This window comes from Pseudomonas sp. NPDC089734 (assembly GCF_044748865.1).
Classification (GTDB): domain Bacteria; phylum Pseudomonadota; class Gammaproteobacteria; order Pseudomonadales; family Pseudomonadaceae; genus Aquipseudomonas.
The window spans coordinates 177123-193236 of the sequence record NZ_JBIVGV010000003.1 but is presented as its reverse complement, the minus strand read 5'-3'; the positions used below and the strand labels follow the sequence as shown (position 1 = coordinate 193236).

The 16114-nt window shown below is 60.0% G+C and carries 16 protein-coding genes; 9 read left to right on the top strand and 7 right to left on the bottom strand.

The annotated features are described in order from the left end of the window. The first annotated feature begins 309 nt into the window (after nt 1–309). Nucleotides 310–540 (top strand): DUF6124 family protein, encoded by a 231-nt coding sequence (locus tag ACIPY9_RS05650; RefSeq protein WP_400697836.1) that lies wholly within the window; start codon nt 310–312, stop codon nt 538–540. Nucleotides 541–711: 171 nt separating this feature from the next. Continuing rightward, nucleotides 712–3480: an RHS repeat domain-containing protein gene (locus ACIPY9_RS05645; protein WP_400698314.1), complete on the top strand. Its 2769-nt coding sequence runs from the start codon at nt 712–714 to the stop codon at nt 3478–3480. Between the two features lie 199 nt (nt 3481–3679). Here the strand turns inward: ACIPY9_RS05645 and ACIPY9_RS05640 are convergent, their stop codons facing one another. The 3 genes from ACIPY9_RS05640 to ACIPY9_RS05630 all read right to left on the bottom strand — a co-directional run bounded on the left by ACIPY9_RS05640 (nt 3680) and on the right by ACIPY9_RS05630 (nt 6428). Continuing rightward, on the bottom strand, nt 3680–4837 hold the full coding sequence (locus ACIPY9_RS05640; protein WP_400697833.1) for a phosphatidylserine/phosphatidylglycerophosphate/cardiolipin synthase family protein: 1158 nt from the start codon (nt 4835–4837) through the stop codon (nt 3680–3682). 150 nt (nt 4838–4987) lie between these two features. Beyond that, nucleotides 4988–5326 (bottom strand): amidase, encoded by a 339-nt coding sequence (locus ACIPY9_RS05635; RefSeq protein WP_400697831.1) that lies wholly within the window; start codon nt 5324–5326, stop codon nt 4988–4990. Then, entirely contained in the window at nt 5319–6428 is a 1110-nt protein-coding gene (locus ACIPY9_RS05630) for a serine hydrolase domain-containing protein (protein ID WP_400697828.1), read from the bottom strand. The genes ACIPY9_RS05635 and ACIPY9_RS05630 overlap by 8 nt, the downstream gene beginning before the upstream one ends. Before the next feature lie 328 nt (nt 6429–6756). On the opposite strand from ACIPY9_RS05630, the gene olsB reads away from it, so the two are divergent. Both olsB and ACIPY9_RS05620 read left to right on the top strand, forming a co-directional pair. After that, nucleotides 6757–7512, top strand: coding sequence for an L-ornithine N(alpha)-acyltransferase (olsB, locus tag ACIPY9_RS05625; RefSeq protein WP_400697826.1), 756 nt, complete (start codon nt 6757–6759; stop codon nt 7510–7512). Then, on the top strand, nt 7512–8303 hold the full coding sequence (locus ACIPY9_RS05620) for a lysophospholipid acyltransferase family protein (protein ID WP_400697824.1): 792 nt from the start codon (nt 7512–7514) through the stop codon (nt 8301–8303). Before olsB ends, ACIPY9_RS05620 begins: the two co-directional genes overlap by 1 nt. Here the strand turns inward: ACIPY9_RS05620 and ACIPY9_RS05615 are convergent. Next, complete coding sequence (locus ACIPY9_RS05615; protein WP_400697822.1) at nt 8261–8860, bottom strand: ACP phosphodiesterase; 600 nt, start codon at nt 8858–8860, stop codon at nt 8261–8263. The two genes, ACIPY9_RS05620 and ACIPY9_RS05615, sit on opposite strands and share 43 nt — an antisense overlap. A gap of 161 nt (nt 8861–9021) precedes the next feature. On the opposite strand from ACIPY9_RS05615, the gene ACIPY9_RS05610 reads away from it, so the two are divergent. From ACIPY9_RS05610 to ACIPY9_RS05600, 3 genes are read left to right on the top strand one after another with little or no spacing between them, the layout of a single operon-like run. Next, nucleotides 9022–9336: an ArsR/SmtB family transcription factor gene (locus ACIPY9_RS05610; protein ID WP_400697819.1), complete on the top strand. Its 315-nt coding sequence runs from the start codon at nt 9022–9024 to the stop codon at nt 9334–9336. 26 nt (nt 9337–9362) lie between these two features. Continuing rightward, a complete protein-coding gene (locus ACIPY9_RS05605; RefSeq protein WP_400697817.1) occupies nt 9363–10529 on the top strand; it encodes an MFS transporter in 1167 nt (388 codons plus the stop codon). A gap of 21 nt (nt 10530–10550) precedes the next feature. Further along, entirely contained in the window at nt 10551–11600 is a 1050-nt protein-coding gene (locus ACIPY9_RS05600) for an alkene reductase (protein ID WP_400697814.1), read from the top strand. A 71-nt stretch (nt 11601–11671) separates the two neighbouring features. Here the strand turns inward: ACIPY9_RS05600 and ACIPY9_RS05595 are convergent, their stop codons facing one another. From ACIPY9_RS05595 to ACIPY9_RS05585, 3 genes are all read right to left on the bottom strand, one after another. Further along, the gene (locus ACIPY9_RS05595; protein ID WP_400697812.1) at nt 11672–12526 is read right to left on the bottom strand and encodes an ATPase; all 855 of its coding nucleotides are present in this window, start codon (nt 12524–12526) and stop codon (nt 11672–11674) included. A 66-nt stretch (nt 12527–12592) separates the two neighbouring features. Continuing rightward, nucleotides 12593–13591 (bottom strand): NAD-dependent epimerase/dehydratase family protein, encoded by a 999-nt coding sequence (locus ACIPY9_RS05590; protein WP_400697810.1) that lies wholly within the window; start codon nt 13589–13591, stop codon nt 12593–12595. Between the two features lie 36 nt (nt 13592–13627). Next, on the bottom strand, nt 13628–14527 hold the full coding sequence (locus ACIPY9_RS05585; protein ID WP_400697807.1) for a LysR family transcriptional regulator ArgP: 900 nt from the start codon (nt 14525–14527) through the stop codon (nt 13628–13630). Between the two features lie 95 nt (nt 14528–14622). Between ACIPY9_RS05585 and ACIPY9_RS05580 the strand changes: the two genes are divergently transcribed. Continuing rightward, nucleotides 14623–15225 carry a LysE/ArgO family amino acid transporter gene (locus ACIPY9_RS05580; RefSeq protein WP_400697805.1) on the top strand — a complete coding sequence of 201 codons (603 nt, stop codon included), beginning with the start codon at nt 14623–14625 and terminating at the stop codon, nt 15223–15225. A 204-nt stretch (nt 15226–15429) separates the two neighbouring features. After that, entirely contained in the window at nt 15430–16011 is a 582-nt protein-coding gene (gene sodB / locus ACIPY9_RS05575) for a superoxide dismutase [Fe] (protein ID WP_400697803.1), read from the top strand. Nucleotides 16012–16114: the final 103 nt, after the last annotated feature.

Below are 16114 nucleotides of genomic sequence, written 5' to 3'. Positions count from 1 at the left end.
GATGCCTCTCTTTCACTTGAGTGAAATTTCCGAGAAAATCCCGGCCTATTGCGCCTCGTTATCGGGCTCTCTAGTCTGCACCGGTCGCTGCAAAATCAGCGATCAGGTTTGGTAGACCTGAGTGACCTGTGCGCAATGCGCCCCTTTATAGAGGCGCATTTTTACGGCCTGCGTTTATGGTGGCCGTGCGCTTGGCGTCTTTGGACGCACCGGTTGCCTGGTCACCGGTCTACCAACCTGCGTGCGGCCGCCACCCTTCGTTTGGTAGCGAGAGTGGCAGCTCCTCATTAACGATCAGGAGTTACACACATGCTCGATAAAGTCATCCCCGACCCACCCACCGCGTTATTCATCGTCAACGAGTCCGTCAACCAGGAAGAAGCCCTCAACTACGCCTCCGACCTGCTGCGCTGCATCATCACCACTGCCTGTGAATCGGGGGAAAGCGCCCAGGGAACGAGCCGTGATCTGGCCTTCTCGGTTCAGCATCTGGCGGAAATGGCCAAGGCCATGGTCGATCGCTCCATCGCCTGCCTGTAACCCACAGGAGCGAATTCATTCGCGAAGTCTGCATGCCTGTCGCCACATGGCTTGCGGATGTACCGGCCTCTTCGCGAATGAATTCGCTCCCACCGGATTTTGACGTATGGTCAAATCCAGCAGATTGCCTGAACTAGACTCATGTCAGATCGCAGACAGGGACGCTTGCGAATGAACATGATGCTGCATGCCCACACCCCCACCCTGACGGTCACGGACCCGCGAGGGCTGGTCGTGCGCAGTGTTGCGTTCTGTCGGCGCGAACAGGACCAACCCACCGATGAGCGGGTCACCCGGCACACTCATGATGCAGCGGGCCGCCTGATCGGCCAGCGTGATCCGCGTCTGACACACTCCAACCTCGACACGACTTACAGCCTCAGCGCTCAGGTGCTGCTCACCGACAGCGTCGATGCTGGCTGGCGGCTTGGATTATGGGGAGACAGCGGTCAGGTCGTGACGACATGGGACGGGCGCGGTACTCAGCGCCACACCGAATACGATGCTTTGCTACGCCCATCAGTCATCACCGAGCAAGGCCTGATCACCGAACGCTTCACCTACGGCGGGCCAGACGCCTTCGCGCACAACCAGTGCAATCAGTTGCTCCGTCATGACGACACGGCAGGCAGCCTGTTCTGGTCCGACTATGGCGTGCCCGGCTCGGCGCTGAGTGAAGTCAGGCGCTTTCTGCAAGCTGTGGAAATTCCGGACTGGCCAGTGTCCGAAGCGGAACGCGATGCCTTGCTGGAACCCCATCCTCTGGAAACCCGATGGGCCTTCAATGCCGTGGGCGAGGTCATCCTGCAAACCGATGCCATGGGGCATGCCCGGCACTTCAGCCAGACCGTGGCCGGGCAATTGAAGAGCGTCGAACTGACCCTGGCCGGATCTGCACAACCGCAAACACTGGTCAGTGACATTCGCTACAACGCCTTCGATCAGCTCGAGCAGGAAACGGCAGGCAACGGAGTCGTCAGTCGTTCGCTTTATGACCCACAGGATGGGCGCCTGATGGAGCGCAGTGCCGGATCTTTGCAACACCTCAAGTACGCTTACGACCCGGTCGGCAATATCCTGCAGATCGAAGACACCGCACAGCCGGTGCGTTTCTTCGCCAACCAGCAGGTCGAGCCGATCAGCCATTACCGCTACGACACGCTGTATCAACTGATCGAAGCCACGGGGCGCGAGGTCAGTGCCGGAGCCAGTCATGGCCCGCAATTGCCTCCTCTACAAACCTTGCCGCCCGATCCGAATCAGGTGAGCCACTACACCCAAAGTTACGACTACGACACCGCAGGCAACCTGTTGCAGATGCGCCATGTCGGCGCACAAACCTTCACCCGTACGATGCGCGTGGAAACGGACAGCAATCGCAGCCTGCCCGAAGGTGAAGTCGATGTGGATTTTCCCGAAGCCTTCGACGCCAACGGTAACCTGTTGCACCTGATACGTGGCCAGACACTGGACTGGGATGTGCGTAATCAACTGCAACGGATCACTACGGTCACCCGCGCCACCGAAGCCAGCGATCACGAGCGGTATATCTACGACGGCCAGGGCCAGCGTTGCCGCAAGATCAACAGCACCCAGACCGCCAGCCGCACCTTGCTCAATGAAGTCCGCTACCTGCCCGCTCTGGAAATCCGCACCACCGCCGATGGCGAAGTCCTCAACGTCATCAACGCAGGCAACGTGCGGGTGTTGCATTGGCTGGCCGGCAAACCGGACAGCATCGCCAATGATCAGGTCCGCTACAGCCTGACCGATCATCTCGGGTCGAGCACGCTGGAGCTGGATCAACAAGGCCAACTGATCAGCCAGGAAAGCTACTACCCGTTTGGCGGCACTGCATGGTGGGCCGCACGCAACGCAGTGGAAGCGAACTACAAGACGATTCGATATTCAGGCAAGGAACGCGATGCCAGCGGGTTGTACTACTACGGTCTCCGCTATTACGCGCCGTGGTTACAGCGCTGGATCAACCCGGACCCGGCGGGGGATGTGGATGGGTTGAATTTTTTCCGTGCGTCAAGGAATTCACCGATCTTATGGATGGACCCTGCTGGCTCAAGTCCTTTTCATTTTGCCGATGTGATGGATGAACTCAATAAAAGTGGTGATCCGATCCGGGCAACAGGCCTCGAAAATATCTCCCGGTGGAATCCTCAACTAGGTGGTTCTTTGGCTGTAGCGTTGTCATCGAGCAAAAAGGGATTGGTCTTTGCTCGCCAGACAGTCAATCAAACAATGTTGCCTTTTGCAGCCCCGGCGGCTCGCGAAACACTGCTGAGCTACTTCAGAAGTCCACCGGAAGCCCAGCCTCATGTCGACCCACATATTCTCCGGATGTTAGGCCAGAGTCTCGGGAAAATGTCTTCATTTCTTCAAATCTGGGACAGCGCCAGGATGGTGGGTATGAATGCGGATCAAAACAGTCGACAAGTGGCCTGGCAATATAGCAATGACCCGGAACACCACTTATTCATGAGAGCAGGCCCTCTCCATGAAGAGTCCCATCGTGCCGCTTGGAACATCATCCATGAAGCCTCTCACATCGCTCTGGACACCAAAGATTTCTGGTACATAAACACGCCAGGGGCAACCCCGGCAGGAGCCAGCGGGACAGACTCATACGCGGGAAGAATCGACATTCTCACTCACATGCAAAGACTCCAGAAATACTATCCAAACGCACTCTGGAGCGGGCCTGAAGCCGCACACTTCAACCGTTCGGATTTTGAAAGAAGCCCACTGCAGCGAACCCGAATCATGCTGCAAAACGCTGACTCCATATCGCTGGCGGTTTCATACATCAATGAGAAATTCAACGGTCCATTGGCCAGGCTCAGCGTGCTTCATCCCTCCAGCATTCCAGCCTTGGATCTCGCCACTCAGAAACCGGAACGTACTCAGCTCCGGCGTTTTTCCTTATGAGAAAACCCAGGTCTATTGCGCCTTGGTATTGGTCTCTCTAGCCTGCAACGGTCGCTGCACACTCCTGTGGGAGCGAATTCATTCGCGAAGTCTGCATGCCTGTCGCCACATGTCTTGCGGATGTACCGGCCTCTCGCGAATGAATTCGCTCCTACAGAAGCGTTTTTTTGTCCGATAGAAGCGAATGCCGGGAGGCAGATTAATTTCGTCGATCCAGCAGGTTGACCACCAGCCGGTCGATCCATCCCCACAACCGCTGCTTGACCCGACGCCACAAAGGCCGGGCCTTCCAGTCGGCCAGGGTGATGCTGGCGCTCAAGGTAAAGTCCTTCTCGAAACTGGCCTCCACATCACGGGTCAAGGCCGGGTCGATGGCTTCAAGGTTGGCTTCCAGATTGAAGCGCAGGTTCCAGTGGTCGAAATTGCATGACCCGATACTGACCCAGTCATCGATCAGCACCATTTTCAGGTGCAGGAAGCAGGGCCGGTATTCAAAGATTTTCACCCCGGCCCTGAGCAGGCGCGGGTAGTAGCGATGCCCTGCATAGCGCACTGACGGGTGATCCGTGCGCGGGCCGGTCAGCAGCAAACGGACATCGACGCCACGCGCCGCCGCCTTGCGCAGCGAGCGACGGACTTTCCAGGTGGGCAGAAAGTACGGAGTCGCCAGCCAGATACGTTTGTGACCACTGTTCAGGGCCCGGACCAGCGATTGCAGAATGTCACGATGCTGGCGGGCGTCGGCGTAGGCCACACGGCCGAGGCCTTGCCCGGACACGGGGACTTTGGGCAGGTGGCTGAGACCGAAGTCTTCCACGGGCCGCCAGGCCGTACGGCGCAGGTTGGCGTGGAACTGGCGGTCGAACAGGGCTTGCCAGTCGATCACCAGCGGGCCGGTGATTTCCACCATCACTTCGTGCCACTGGCTGGACATGCGCCCCGGCTCCCAGAACTCGTCCGTGACACCCGTACCGCCCACCACGGCCAGGGCTTTGTCCACCAGCAACAGCTTGCGATGATCCCTGTACAGGTTGCGGATACCGCGCCGCCAGCGAATGGGGTTGTAGAAACGCAGGATCACGCCCGCCTCGACCAACTGCCTGCGCAGGCCGGTGTTGAAAGCCTGGGAGCCGAAATCGTCAAACAGGCAACGCACAATCACACCTCGACGTGCGGCGTCGACCAGCGCTCGAACGACGGCATCCGCACAGGCACCGGCTTCCACCAGATACAGCTCCAGATCGACCTGCTGTCCGGCGCGGTCGATGGCCGCAATCATGCGGGGAAAGAACGTCGGGCCATCAATCAGCAGCTGGAACCGATTGTCCTGACGCCAGGGAAAGATCGCACCCGCCACGTCAACGCGCCGGATACGTCAGGACGGCAATACCTGGCGAAGCGCAGACCGGCAGCATACGAGGAGTCTTGGACATGAACATTCCCTATCGGCATGGGTGGGCAACCTTATCCGCCTGTCAGACCGCTGGCAAATGACTCCGTTCGTCGCTCAAGGTGAATCCGGCAGCAAACGGCACCCCTGACGCTCGCTCATCCATGCCGCACGACTGCTGCGCCCCATACCGCTGGCACTGACCGTCTTGCTGGAGGTGTCGTCCGCCAGGGTGCCGGGAATGTATTGCTTGACGTAACTGTGGCAGTAATCGGCCGGGTTGTTCATCACATAACGGCACGAACAATATTCCTTGGCCGTGTAGGCACTGATGATCGTGGGAAACGCCTGCAAGGCCACACGGTATTGCCAGGCCAGTACGACCATCATGAAGAGCACCAGCAAGAGCAGGCTGGTGAAAGGGCGACGCCAGATAAATAGCCGACGGTTATTCATTGCCCACCCCTTTGCCAAAGGTCGCTCGCAGCAGCTTGAGCATGTGGTTGTGGTCGTAAGTGTCATCGCGGTCATCGGCGTAGCGTACGATCACCAGGTCTTCGCTGGGTATCACATACAACGCCTGGCCCCAATGCCCGAGCGCTGCAAAGGTATCGGGAGGCGCGTCCGGCCAGGGGCCCGGGCCATTGCCATCCGTGCGATTGAGCCACCAGTGGCCGCCCGGCACTTCAGAGCCCACCTGCACATTCTTGCCCTTGAAGGGCGTCAGTACGAAATTCACCCAGGCCACGGGCAACAATTGCCATTCGTGCCAGCGTCCTCCTCGCTGCATCAACAGGCCGATACGGGCCAGATCCCGAGCCGTCATGTAGGTGTAGGAAGAGCCGACGAAGGTGCCACTGCCATCGGTTTCCCAGGTGGCGCTGCGAATGCCGAGCGGATTGAACAGTGCCGTCCAGGGATAGTCCTCGTAGGCCTGTTCGCCCACCATGGTTTTCAGCGCAGCCGACAGGACATTGCTGTCGCCGCTGGAATACCGATACGCCGTACCCGCCGCGCTGGCGACGCCGTGATTAGCCGTGAAGCGGGCCATGTCGTCACGACCACGGGTGTAGAGCATGGCGACGACCGACGAGTTGAGTGGCGCATATTCATAGTCTTCCTGCCAGTCGAGGCCCGAGGCCCAGTGCAGAAGGTCTTTAAGGGTGATCATCGGATGCGCCTGGAACGGGCTGTAAAACTTCGCGACCGGGTCGTCCAGCTGGAAACGCCCCTGGGAGAACGCCACACCCAGGACAGTGGCCAACACGCTCTTGCTGATCGACCAGGTCAGGTGAGGCGTGTGGGCCGTGGTGGCACCGGCATAGCGCTCATAGACAACCCGGCCACCACGAATCACCAGCAAGGCATCGCTGCGAATGCCCGCACGAGTGGCATCGTCGCGGGGCGGGAACGCGTAATCCTCCAGTGCCTTGAGAGCCGCCGTCTGAGAGGACGGCTGGACGGCCCACTGCTCGCCCGGCCAGCTTTCTGCCAACGCTGAACAGGCATTCAGACCCAAGAACACAAACAGACACAAACGGACAATAGAACGGGACATGGCCAGAGTCTCCGGGACGGCAAGCAGCAGATATTGACAGACATTCATGACAATCATCGCCACGCCTCCAACTCTGCATGAGCGAATTCATTCGCGAAGTCTGCATGCCTGTCGCCACATGTCTTGCGGATGTACCGGCCTCTTCGCGAATGAGTTCGCTCCTACAGAAGTGAACAGTCCCCGCAACAAATACGTGGCCCGTCACACAACCATCACCAAAGCTTCACGGTCATGACACGCCACCTCCCTAGCCTGCACGTACAGCAAAGCGCTTGGACTAATTCAGTCGACCGGCCGCACTTGCATGGCTGGCTCATGGAGACTTGGTATGACACAGATGGCCCGCATTCGTGACAATACTTCTGACCGTCGTCTTCAGGCCGAGCGCCTGATCGGAGCCAGCGCCTTGCAGGAAGCACAGGCCTTGCGCTTCAGCGTGTTCAGCGAAGAGTTCAACGCCCGTCTCAAGGGTGCCGAACAGGGGCTGGATATCGACGATTACGATGTACATTGCTCGCATATCGGCGTTCGCGACCTGAGTACCGGTCGCCTGGTGGCCACGACCCGTCTGCTTGATCACAAGGCCGCCAGTTCTCTGGGGCGTTTCTACAGCGAAGAAGAATTCAGCCTTCACGGCCTGTTGCACCTGCAAGGCCCGATCCTGGAGCTGGGCCGTACCTGCGTCGATCCGGCCTATCGCAACGGCGGCACCATCGCGGTGTTGTGGAGCGAGCTGGCAGAAGTGCTCAACGAAGGCGGTTACAGCTACCTGATGGGCTGCGCCAGTATCCCGATGCAGGACGGCGGCATCCAGGCCCACGCCATCATGCAACGCTTGCGCGAACGCTATCTGTGCACCGAGAACCTGCGCGCCGAGCCTAAAAACCCGCTGCCGACACTCGACCTCCCGGGCAACGTCATCTGTGAAATGCCACCGCTGCTCAAGGCCTACATGCGCCTGGGTGCGAAGATCTGCGGCGAGCCTTGCTGGGATGAAGATTTCCAGGTGGCCGATGTGTTCATCCTGCTCAAGCGCGACGAGCTGTGCCCGCGCTATGCCCGTCACTTCAAGGCTGCCGTTTAATGAGCCGCCTGCGCAGTTATGCGCGAGTGACACGGGTATTGTTGGTGATTGCGGCCGGTCTCGGGATTGCCGGGGCCTTTGCCGTGCTCGAACGCTTGAAGATCGGCAGTTCCATGGCGCGTCGCCAGCGCTGGACCCGCTGGTTCATGGCCCGCCTGAGCAATGCCCTGCCCTTTCGTGTCACCCTCAGCGGCGAACTGCCGAGCCAGCCGATGCTGTGGGTCAGCAATCATGTGTCGTGGACGGATATTCCGCTGCTGGGCATGCTTACGCCGCTGTCGTTTCTGTCCAAGGCCGAAGTGCGCACCTGGCCGGTGGCTGGCTGGCTGGCGCTGAAAGCCGGCACGCTGTTCATTCGTCGCGGTTCGGGAGACAGTCGTCTGATCCAGCGCCAGATGAGCACCCATTTGCAACAGGACACACCGCTGGTGATTTTCCCGGAAGGCACCACCACCGATGGGCGCAGCCTGCGCACCTTCCATGGCCGCCTGCTGTCCAGCGCCATCGAAGCCGGCGTGCCCCTGCAACCGGTCGCCATTGCCTACTCGCGTAACGGCGAAGCGGACCTGATCGCACCGTTCATTGGCGACGACGATCTGCTCTCGCATTTGCGTCGCCTGTTCGCCCATGAGCAGGGCGATGTGCATATCCACCTGCTCAAGCCGATTCCGACCGCAGGCCAGGAACGTGCCGCACTGGCCTTCCAGGCACAGCAGGCGGTTCAGATCGCGCTGTTCGGTGAAGCCGCTCAACCGAGCGAAGTGGTGTCGCGTCCCGCCAGGGCCGCTTGAGCAAAATCCTGCAACAGCGGATAGAACTCATCGAAGTCCGCACTCAAGGGTTGGTACAGCGCCTGCAACTCCTGCATCGCGCCGGCCAACCCTTCAGGCCGTGACAAGCGCCTGGAAATCCCGCCCAGCACCTGCTCCAGCACGTCGAAATCCCGATACGAACCCAGCCAGTCCTGCGCAGCCATGCGTGGTGCGATCAAGGCCAGTCGCTCAGGCAACTGCTGCTCGGCAGCCAACGCCCCATACACCTTGCGGGTAAAGGCCTCCAGCGAAATGTCGGCATAACGGTGCCAGTCCCGAGCCAGACAGTGGTCGAAAAAGACGTCCAGCATGATCCCGGCATAACGCCGCCGCTGCATCGGGAAGCGGGCCATCGCGTCCTTGATCAGCGGGTGGTTGTCCGTGAATGAATCAATGCTGCGATGCAGGCGGATCGAGGCTTCCAGTTCCGCAGGAAAGCGCCCCGGCAATGGCCCTTTGACGAAATCGCCGTACAGGCTGCCGAGCAATTGGGCAGGCCGGTGGCCGCCAAGGTGAAGGTGCGCGAGATAGTTCATGCCTCGAAGCCTACGCCGTTTTGGCCTTGTCAGTCCATATCGCTATAACCCGATATACCGATTCGCAACTTTCTTAGCACGCTTTTATATTTGTATATCGCGAAATACAGATATAAAGTTCGCCCCATCGCGATATACCGCTATACCCCTTTGAGAACGACATGACCCTCGACCTCGACGACATCATAAAAGCCCTGGCTCATCCTCTGCGCCGCGAGATTCTGACCTGGCTCAAGGACCCCCTTGTGTGCTTTCCGGATCAGCAGCACTCCAATGAGCACGGCGTCTGTGCCGGTCAGATCGACCAACGCGCAGGCCTTTCGCAATCCACTGTTTCTGCCCACCTGGCCACCCTGCAACGCGCAGGCCTGATCACCAGCAAAAAAGTCGGTCAATGGCACTTCTTCAAACGCAATGAAGAAGTCATCGAAGCGTTCGTGCATGCCCTTGTGCAAGAACTGAACAACCGGCCTTGATGCCCCGAACCTCAAGGAGACGCCTCGTGCCCCTTCCCCTGCTTATCCTGGCCCTGAGCGCTTTCGCCATCGGCACCACTGAATTCGTCATCATGGGCCTGCTGCCCGACGTCGCTGCCGATCTGGGTGTTTCCATCCCCGGTGCGGGATGGCTGGTCACCGGTTACGCCCTGGGTGTCGCCATCGGCGCCCCCTTCATGGCCCTGGCCACGGCCCGGCTACCGCGCAAGGCTGCGTTGGTCACGCTGATGGGCATCTTCATTGTCGGCAACCTGTTGTGTGCACTCGCCAGTGATTACAACGTGCTGATGTTCGCCCGCGTAGTGACGGCTTTGTGCCATGGCGCATTCTTCGGCATCGGTTCGGTGGTTGCAGCGGGTCTGGTTCCGGCCAACCGCCGCGCCTCTGCCGTGGCCCTGATGTTCACCGGCCTGACCCTGGCCAACGTGCTGGGCGTACCGCTGGGAACGGCGCTGGGTCAATACGCAGGCTGGCGGTCGACCTTCTGGGCCGTGACCGTGATCGGCGTCGTGGCGTTCATCGGCCTGATCCGTTTCCTGCCTACAAAACGCGATGAAGAAAAGCTCGACATGCGTGCCGAACTGGCCGCGCTCAAGGGAGCCGGTATCTGGCTGTCGTTGAGCATGACGGCACTGTTCGCGGCGTCGATGTTCACCCTGTTCACCTACGTTGCGCCATTGCTGGGTGACGTCACGGGTGTATCACCACGCGGCGTGACCTGGACCCTGCTGCTGATCGGCCTGGGTCTGACCGTAGGCAACGTGCTCGGCGGCAAGATGGCTGACCGTCGCGTCTCCACCACCCTGATCGCGGTATTCATCGCCATGGCCGTGGTGTCCACAGTCCTGAGCTGGACCAGCGTGGCGCTGATTCCGACCGAGATCACGCTGTTCCTGTGGGCCGTTGCATCCTTTGCGGCCGTGCCCGCCCTGCAGATCAATGTCGTGACCTTCGGCAATGCAGCCCCCAACCTGGTTTCGACCCTGAATATCGGTGCCTTCAACATCGGCAACGCGCTGGGTGCCTGGGTCGGTGGCAGTGTCATCGCCCATGGCCTGGGCCTGACCAGCGTGCCTCTGGCTGCGGCTGCGCTGGCCGTGCTTGCGCTGCTGATCACCCTGATTACTTTCCGCCAGACCAACCATCCCGATCTGGCTCCTGCTACCAACTGATCACTTAAGAGGGTTCGACGCATGACCACTATCTTTGACCCGATTACCGTAGGCGATCTGCAACTGCCTAACCGCATCATCATGGCCCCCCTGACCCGCTGCCGCGCCGACGCTGGCCGTGTTCCGAATGCGATGATGGCCGAATACTACGTGCAGCGCGCCTCGGCAGGCCTGATCATCAGCGAAGCCACTTCGGTCACGCCACTGGGCGTGGGCTACCCTGACACCCCCGGTATCTGGTCCCACGATCAGGTGCGTGGCTGGAGCAATGTCACCAAGGCCGTTCACGGCGCGGGTGGCCGCATCGTCATTCAACTGTGGCACGTGGGGCGCATCTCTCATCCTTCGTACCTGAACGACGAAACACCGGTGGCCCCCAGCGCCGTCAAGCCGGCAGGCCATGTCAGCCTGCTTCGCCCGAAATCCGACTACGTGACGCCACGTGCCCTGGAACTGGCGGAAATCGGTGATGTGATCGAGGCCTATCGGGTCGGTGCGGAAAACGCCAAGGCAGCCGGTTTCGACGGTGTCGAACTCCATGCCGCCAACGGTTACCTGATCGATCAGTTCCTGCAGACCAGCACCAACCAGCGCAACGACCAGTACGGCGGCTCAGTGGAAAACCGCGCCCGCCTGCTGCTGGAAGTCACGGACGCACTCATCGAAATCTGGGGAGCGGGCCGTGTCGGTGTGCATCTGGCCCCCCGTGCCGACCTGCATGACATGGGCGATGCCAATCTGGCCGAAACCTTCGGCTACGTGGCCACCGAGCTGGGCAAACGTGGCATCGCCTTCCTGTGCGCACGTGAAAGGGACGCGGGCGACAGCCTCGGGCCACAACTGAAGAAAGCCTTCGGGGGCGTGTACATCGCCAATGAACGATTCACCAAGGACAGCAGCAATGCCTGGCTGGCCGCGGACAAGGCCGATGCCGTTGCCTTTGGCGTGCCTTATATCGCCAACCCGGATCTGGTAGAGCGCCTTGAAAAAGATGCCCCGCTGAACCCCGCCAATCCGGACACGTTCTACAGCAAGGGGCCGGTCGGCTATATCGACTACCCACGCCTGTAAGCACTGCTCCGCAGAAATGAAAAAGCCCTGGCTCTCTCAAGCCAGGGCTTTTTGCTTCAACGCATCGGCATTCAGCGACGTGCGTTGATCTGCTGGGACAGCGTCTGGATCTGGCTGGTCAGGGCGTTGATATTGCGCGTCACCTGAGCACGAAAGGCATCGAACTCGGCGGTGCTACCGCTGGCTGCCGGAGCCGGGCGATTTTCCTGCTCGCTCTTGAGCACCACCAGGTCCTGCTCGAGTCGTTCGATGGCTGCCGACGGGTTGCCTTGTTTCTTCAGGGTCGCCACGTCTGCGCTCAGGCTCTTGAGCTGGGCATCGAGTTTGCCCTGATCGCTCTGCGCGGCTTTCAGGTCCGGCATGGCCGCCTTGAGGGCGGTCAGCTCGATGGCAACGTTCTTGAGCTGTTCCTGCAACTGCACGTATTCACTCTGCTGTTGCGCGGCCTGTGTGGAGATCTGCTCAAGGCGCTTGTCGAGGCTGCTTTGCTGCCCTTCGACACCTTCGCGCTGCTTGTCCTGATCTTCCAGTTGCGCTTCGAGCAGCTTGATGCGCTGCTTGAGCGCTTCACCCTCGGTGGTCAGCGATTCGGTCGCCACGACCTTGCCGGAAATATCCTGCAAACGGCCTGCGGCCTCTTCGCTGATGCGGGCAAAGCTTTCCTGGGTCGCGACCAGTTGCTGCTCCATCAGGGAAACCTGCTGGAAGCTCCACCATCCCAGGCCACAGAACGCGATGAACAACGCGCCTACCAATGCCCAGAGCGGCCCGGTGCTCGGCCCCTTGACCTTGACCACCGGTGTGTTGCGCGAATAGACCGTCGTACGCTCGCGAGCGCCCTTGGTCGGGGCGAAGTCATCGTCGTCATCGTCCCTGGCACTGAGGTTCGGCACGTCATCGATGTCGTCGTATGGATCGTTACGCATGGGTAACCCTTTGAAAGAAGCTGTTGAAACCAAAGTCGCGCAGTATAACCGGGCTCTGTTGCCGTTTCAGCGCGAAGCGCGCTGCTGAGCCGTCCACCAGGCGCAGAACTCGTCCAGCGCGGCCCAGAGGCTGACTTTCGGCTGGTAATCCAGATAATGCCTGGCCCGGCTGATATCAAGCGTGAAGTCCTTGTTCATGACCTGCATCCCCAACCTCGACAGGGTGGGTTCAGGTCGCCCCGGCCATAACAGACAGGCCCCTTCGTTGATCGCCGCGGCGGTATACGCCAGCCCGTAGGAGCGATAACGCGTCACCTGCGGCAACTGCATCTGGCGCATGACATAGTTGATGGCATCCCACAGCGGAACCGGCGCGCCATTGCTGATGTTGTAGGCCTTGCCCAGTGCAGAACCGGTCGCCAGCAGGCTGCTCAGCAGAGCATCGTTAAGGTTCTGCATGCTGGTGAAATCCACCACGTTCAGGCCATTGCCCACAATCGACAGGCGCTTCCTGCGCTGCATGTTGAGCAGCCGCGGGAAAATGCTGGTATCGCCTGCGCCCGTGACAAACCGCGGTCGCAAGGCAATGACTTCAAGCCCGAACTCCTCGGCGCCAAACACCTTTTGCTCGGCCAGGTACTTGGTACTGGCGTAGTGATTGTGCAAGCGCCTGGGCACTTGCTCTTCCTTGATTCCCCGGTGCGAACGCCCGTCAAAGTAAATCGACGGTGACGAAAGATGGACCAGCCGCCGCACTCTTTGTTTCAGGCAGCCTTCAACAATGTTCTCGGTGAGTTGTACATTGCCCTGCATGAAATCCTGGCGAGTGCCCCATACGCCCACCGAACCGGCACAATGCACCACGACTTCAACGTCATGACACAAGGCCTTGACCAGCTCGGGGTCCGCCAGATCACCCTGAATGAATTCGGCTCCGCGTCGTACCAGATGCTCGACACCCGTGGCCCGACGGCCATTGATGCGCACGCTCATGCCCTGCTCAAGGGCGAAACGCGCAAAGCGTCCGCCGATGAAGCCGCTTGCGCCGGTGACCAGAATCTTCATTTACCGCTCCCACATTTCATATGTCTGCACTGACGCTCACTTGTCGCCCAGCGGCACCAACCATTGGCTTGCCTGTTGTGCCAGATGCGTCGTGAGGCGGGTCAATAATTGCCCGCCATTACGCCAATGGTGCCAATACAAGGGCACGTCGATGTAACGATCCGGCACCAGCTCGCGCAACGAACCGCTCTGTAACTGCGCCCGTACCTGCAATTCGGGCACCAGCCCCCAGCCGAGCCCGGCCTCGATCATCCGTACAAAGCCTTCGGACGAGGGGCACAGATGATGCTCGAAACCACCTTCCACCCCAAATAGCGCCAGATAGCGGTGCTGTAGAAAATCGTCCGGCCCGTAGACCAGCGCAGCCGAGTGCATCAGTTTTTCAGGGCTGACGCCTCCGACAAAATGGCGCTCGATAAAATCCGGGGTGGCCAGCGCACGATAGCGCATGGCTCCGAGCAACTGGCTGCGCGCCCCCGCCACCGGTCGTTCGCTTCCGCACAGGCAGGCAGCCACTTCACCGGCACGCATGCGCTTGAGGCCCACGTCCTGGTCTTCGACCACCAGGTCCATCAGCAGGCGCTGCTCGGCACAGAAGACACCCACCGCTGGCGCCCACCAGGTTGCCAGGCTATCGGCATTGAGTGCGATACGCAGCCGTTCGGGCATGCCTTCTTCGTCCAGCGCCGGAACCTGGCTTTGCAGGTCACGCTCCAGCAGACGCACTTGTTGCACATGATTGAGCAAACGCCTGCCGATATCGGTCGGCGAAGGGGGCGTGGCCCGGATCAGCACCGGCTGGCCGATACGCGCTTCCAGCAGCTTGATACGCTGCGACACGGCGGACTGGGACAACCCCAGCACCTGCGCGGCACGCTCGAAACCGGCCTGCTCGATGACCGCCGCCAGGGCTGACAGTAATTTGTAATCGAACATCAGTTTTCCTAATGAGGAATCAGGAATATTGGTTTTTCTTATACATCGAGAGCACCGACAATCGCCACCTCTCCCTGCATTGCGGAACTCATGTCATGTGGCAAAGTTATTTCAACGGCCTGCTGGTCGCGGGTGGCCTGATCATGGCCATCGGCGCGCAGAACGCTTTTGTACTGGCTCAGGGCCTGAGGCGTGAACATCACGTCTCGGTGGCGACGCTGTGCATCGTCTGCGATGCGATTCTGGTGGCCGTGGGTGTCTTCGGCCTGGCCAATGTCCTGGCGCAGAACCCGACCTTGCTGGCCGTCGCACGCTGGGGCGGAGTGCTGTTCCTGACCTGGTACGGCGCACAGGCATTGCGTCGCGCCTGCTCCCGCCAGAGCCTTGAGCAAAACGAAAGCGCCGGTCAGCGATCGCGCCGGGCCGTGCTGCTCAGCGCACTGGCCGTCACCTTGCTGAACCCCCATGTCTACCTCGACACGGTCCTGCTGATCGGCTCCCTCGGCGCTCAACAGACTGTACCGGGCGCCTATGTCGCCGGAGCCGCCAGTGCGTCGTTTCTGTGGTTTTCGGTGCTGGCCGTCGGCGCCGCCTGGCTGGCCCCATGGCTGGCACGTCCCGCCACCTGGCGACTGCTGGACCTGATGGTGGCGGTCATGATGTTCAGCGTGGCCGCCCAGTTGATCGGGGCCGCCTGAAACCGGTCGCCCATAAAGTGACCAATGACCGCAAAGGCTCTGGAACCTCTATCCCACACAGTTGTTGCGTGGTTAAGCCGCGGGGCCGGTGCTATGATCCGGGGTCTGCGCCGCAAAAGAGTAAAAACTCTCGGTGCATGCTGTATCCGGCCGCCCGTGATCGGCCTTGCGACTACCGCAATTGACCTGATAAGGAGATAAACCATGGCTTTTGAATTGCCACCGCTGCCCTATGCAAAAGACGCTCTGGTGCCGCACATTTCCGCTGAGACACTGGAATATCACCACGACAAGCACCACAACACCTATGTCGTGAACCTGAACAACCTGGTGCCAGGTACCGAGTTCGAAGGCAAGACTCTGGAAGAAATCATCAAGACTTCTTCGGGCGGTATCTTCAACAACGCCGCTCAGGTCTGGAACCACACGTTCTACTGGGAATGCCTGTCGCCAAACGGTGGCGGCGAGCCTACCGGCGCTCTGGCCGATGCAATCACGGCTGCCTTCGGTTCCTTCGAGAAGTTCAAGGAAGAGTTCAGCAAAACCTCCATCGGCACCTTCGGTTCCGGCTGGGGCTGGCTGGTGAAAAAGGCTGATGGCTCCCTGGCTCTGGCCAGCACCATCGGTGCCGGCAACCCGCTGACCAGCGGCGACACCCCACTGCTGACCTGCGACGTCTGGGAACACGCTTACTACATCGACTACCGCAACCTGCGTCCAAAATACGTCGAAGCATTCTGGAACCTGGTGAACTGGGACTTCGTGGCCAAGCAATACGCTGCCTGATTCCTGTTTCCAGCAAAAAACCCGGCACTGCCGGGTTTTTTATTGCCTCCATCAAGGCATTGATTCAAAAGAACATTTCACCTTCTGAAAGCCCCTCTTTAGC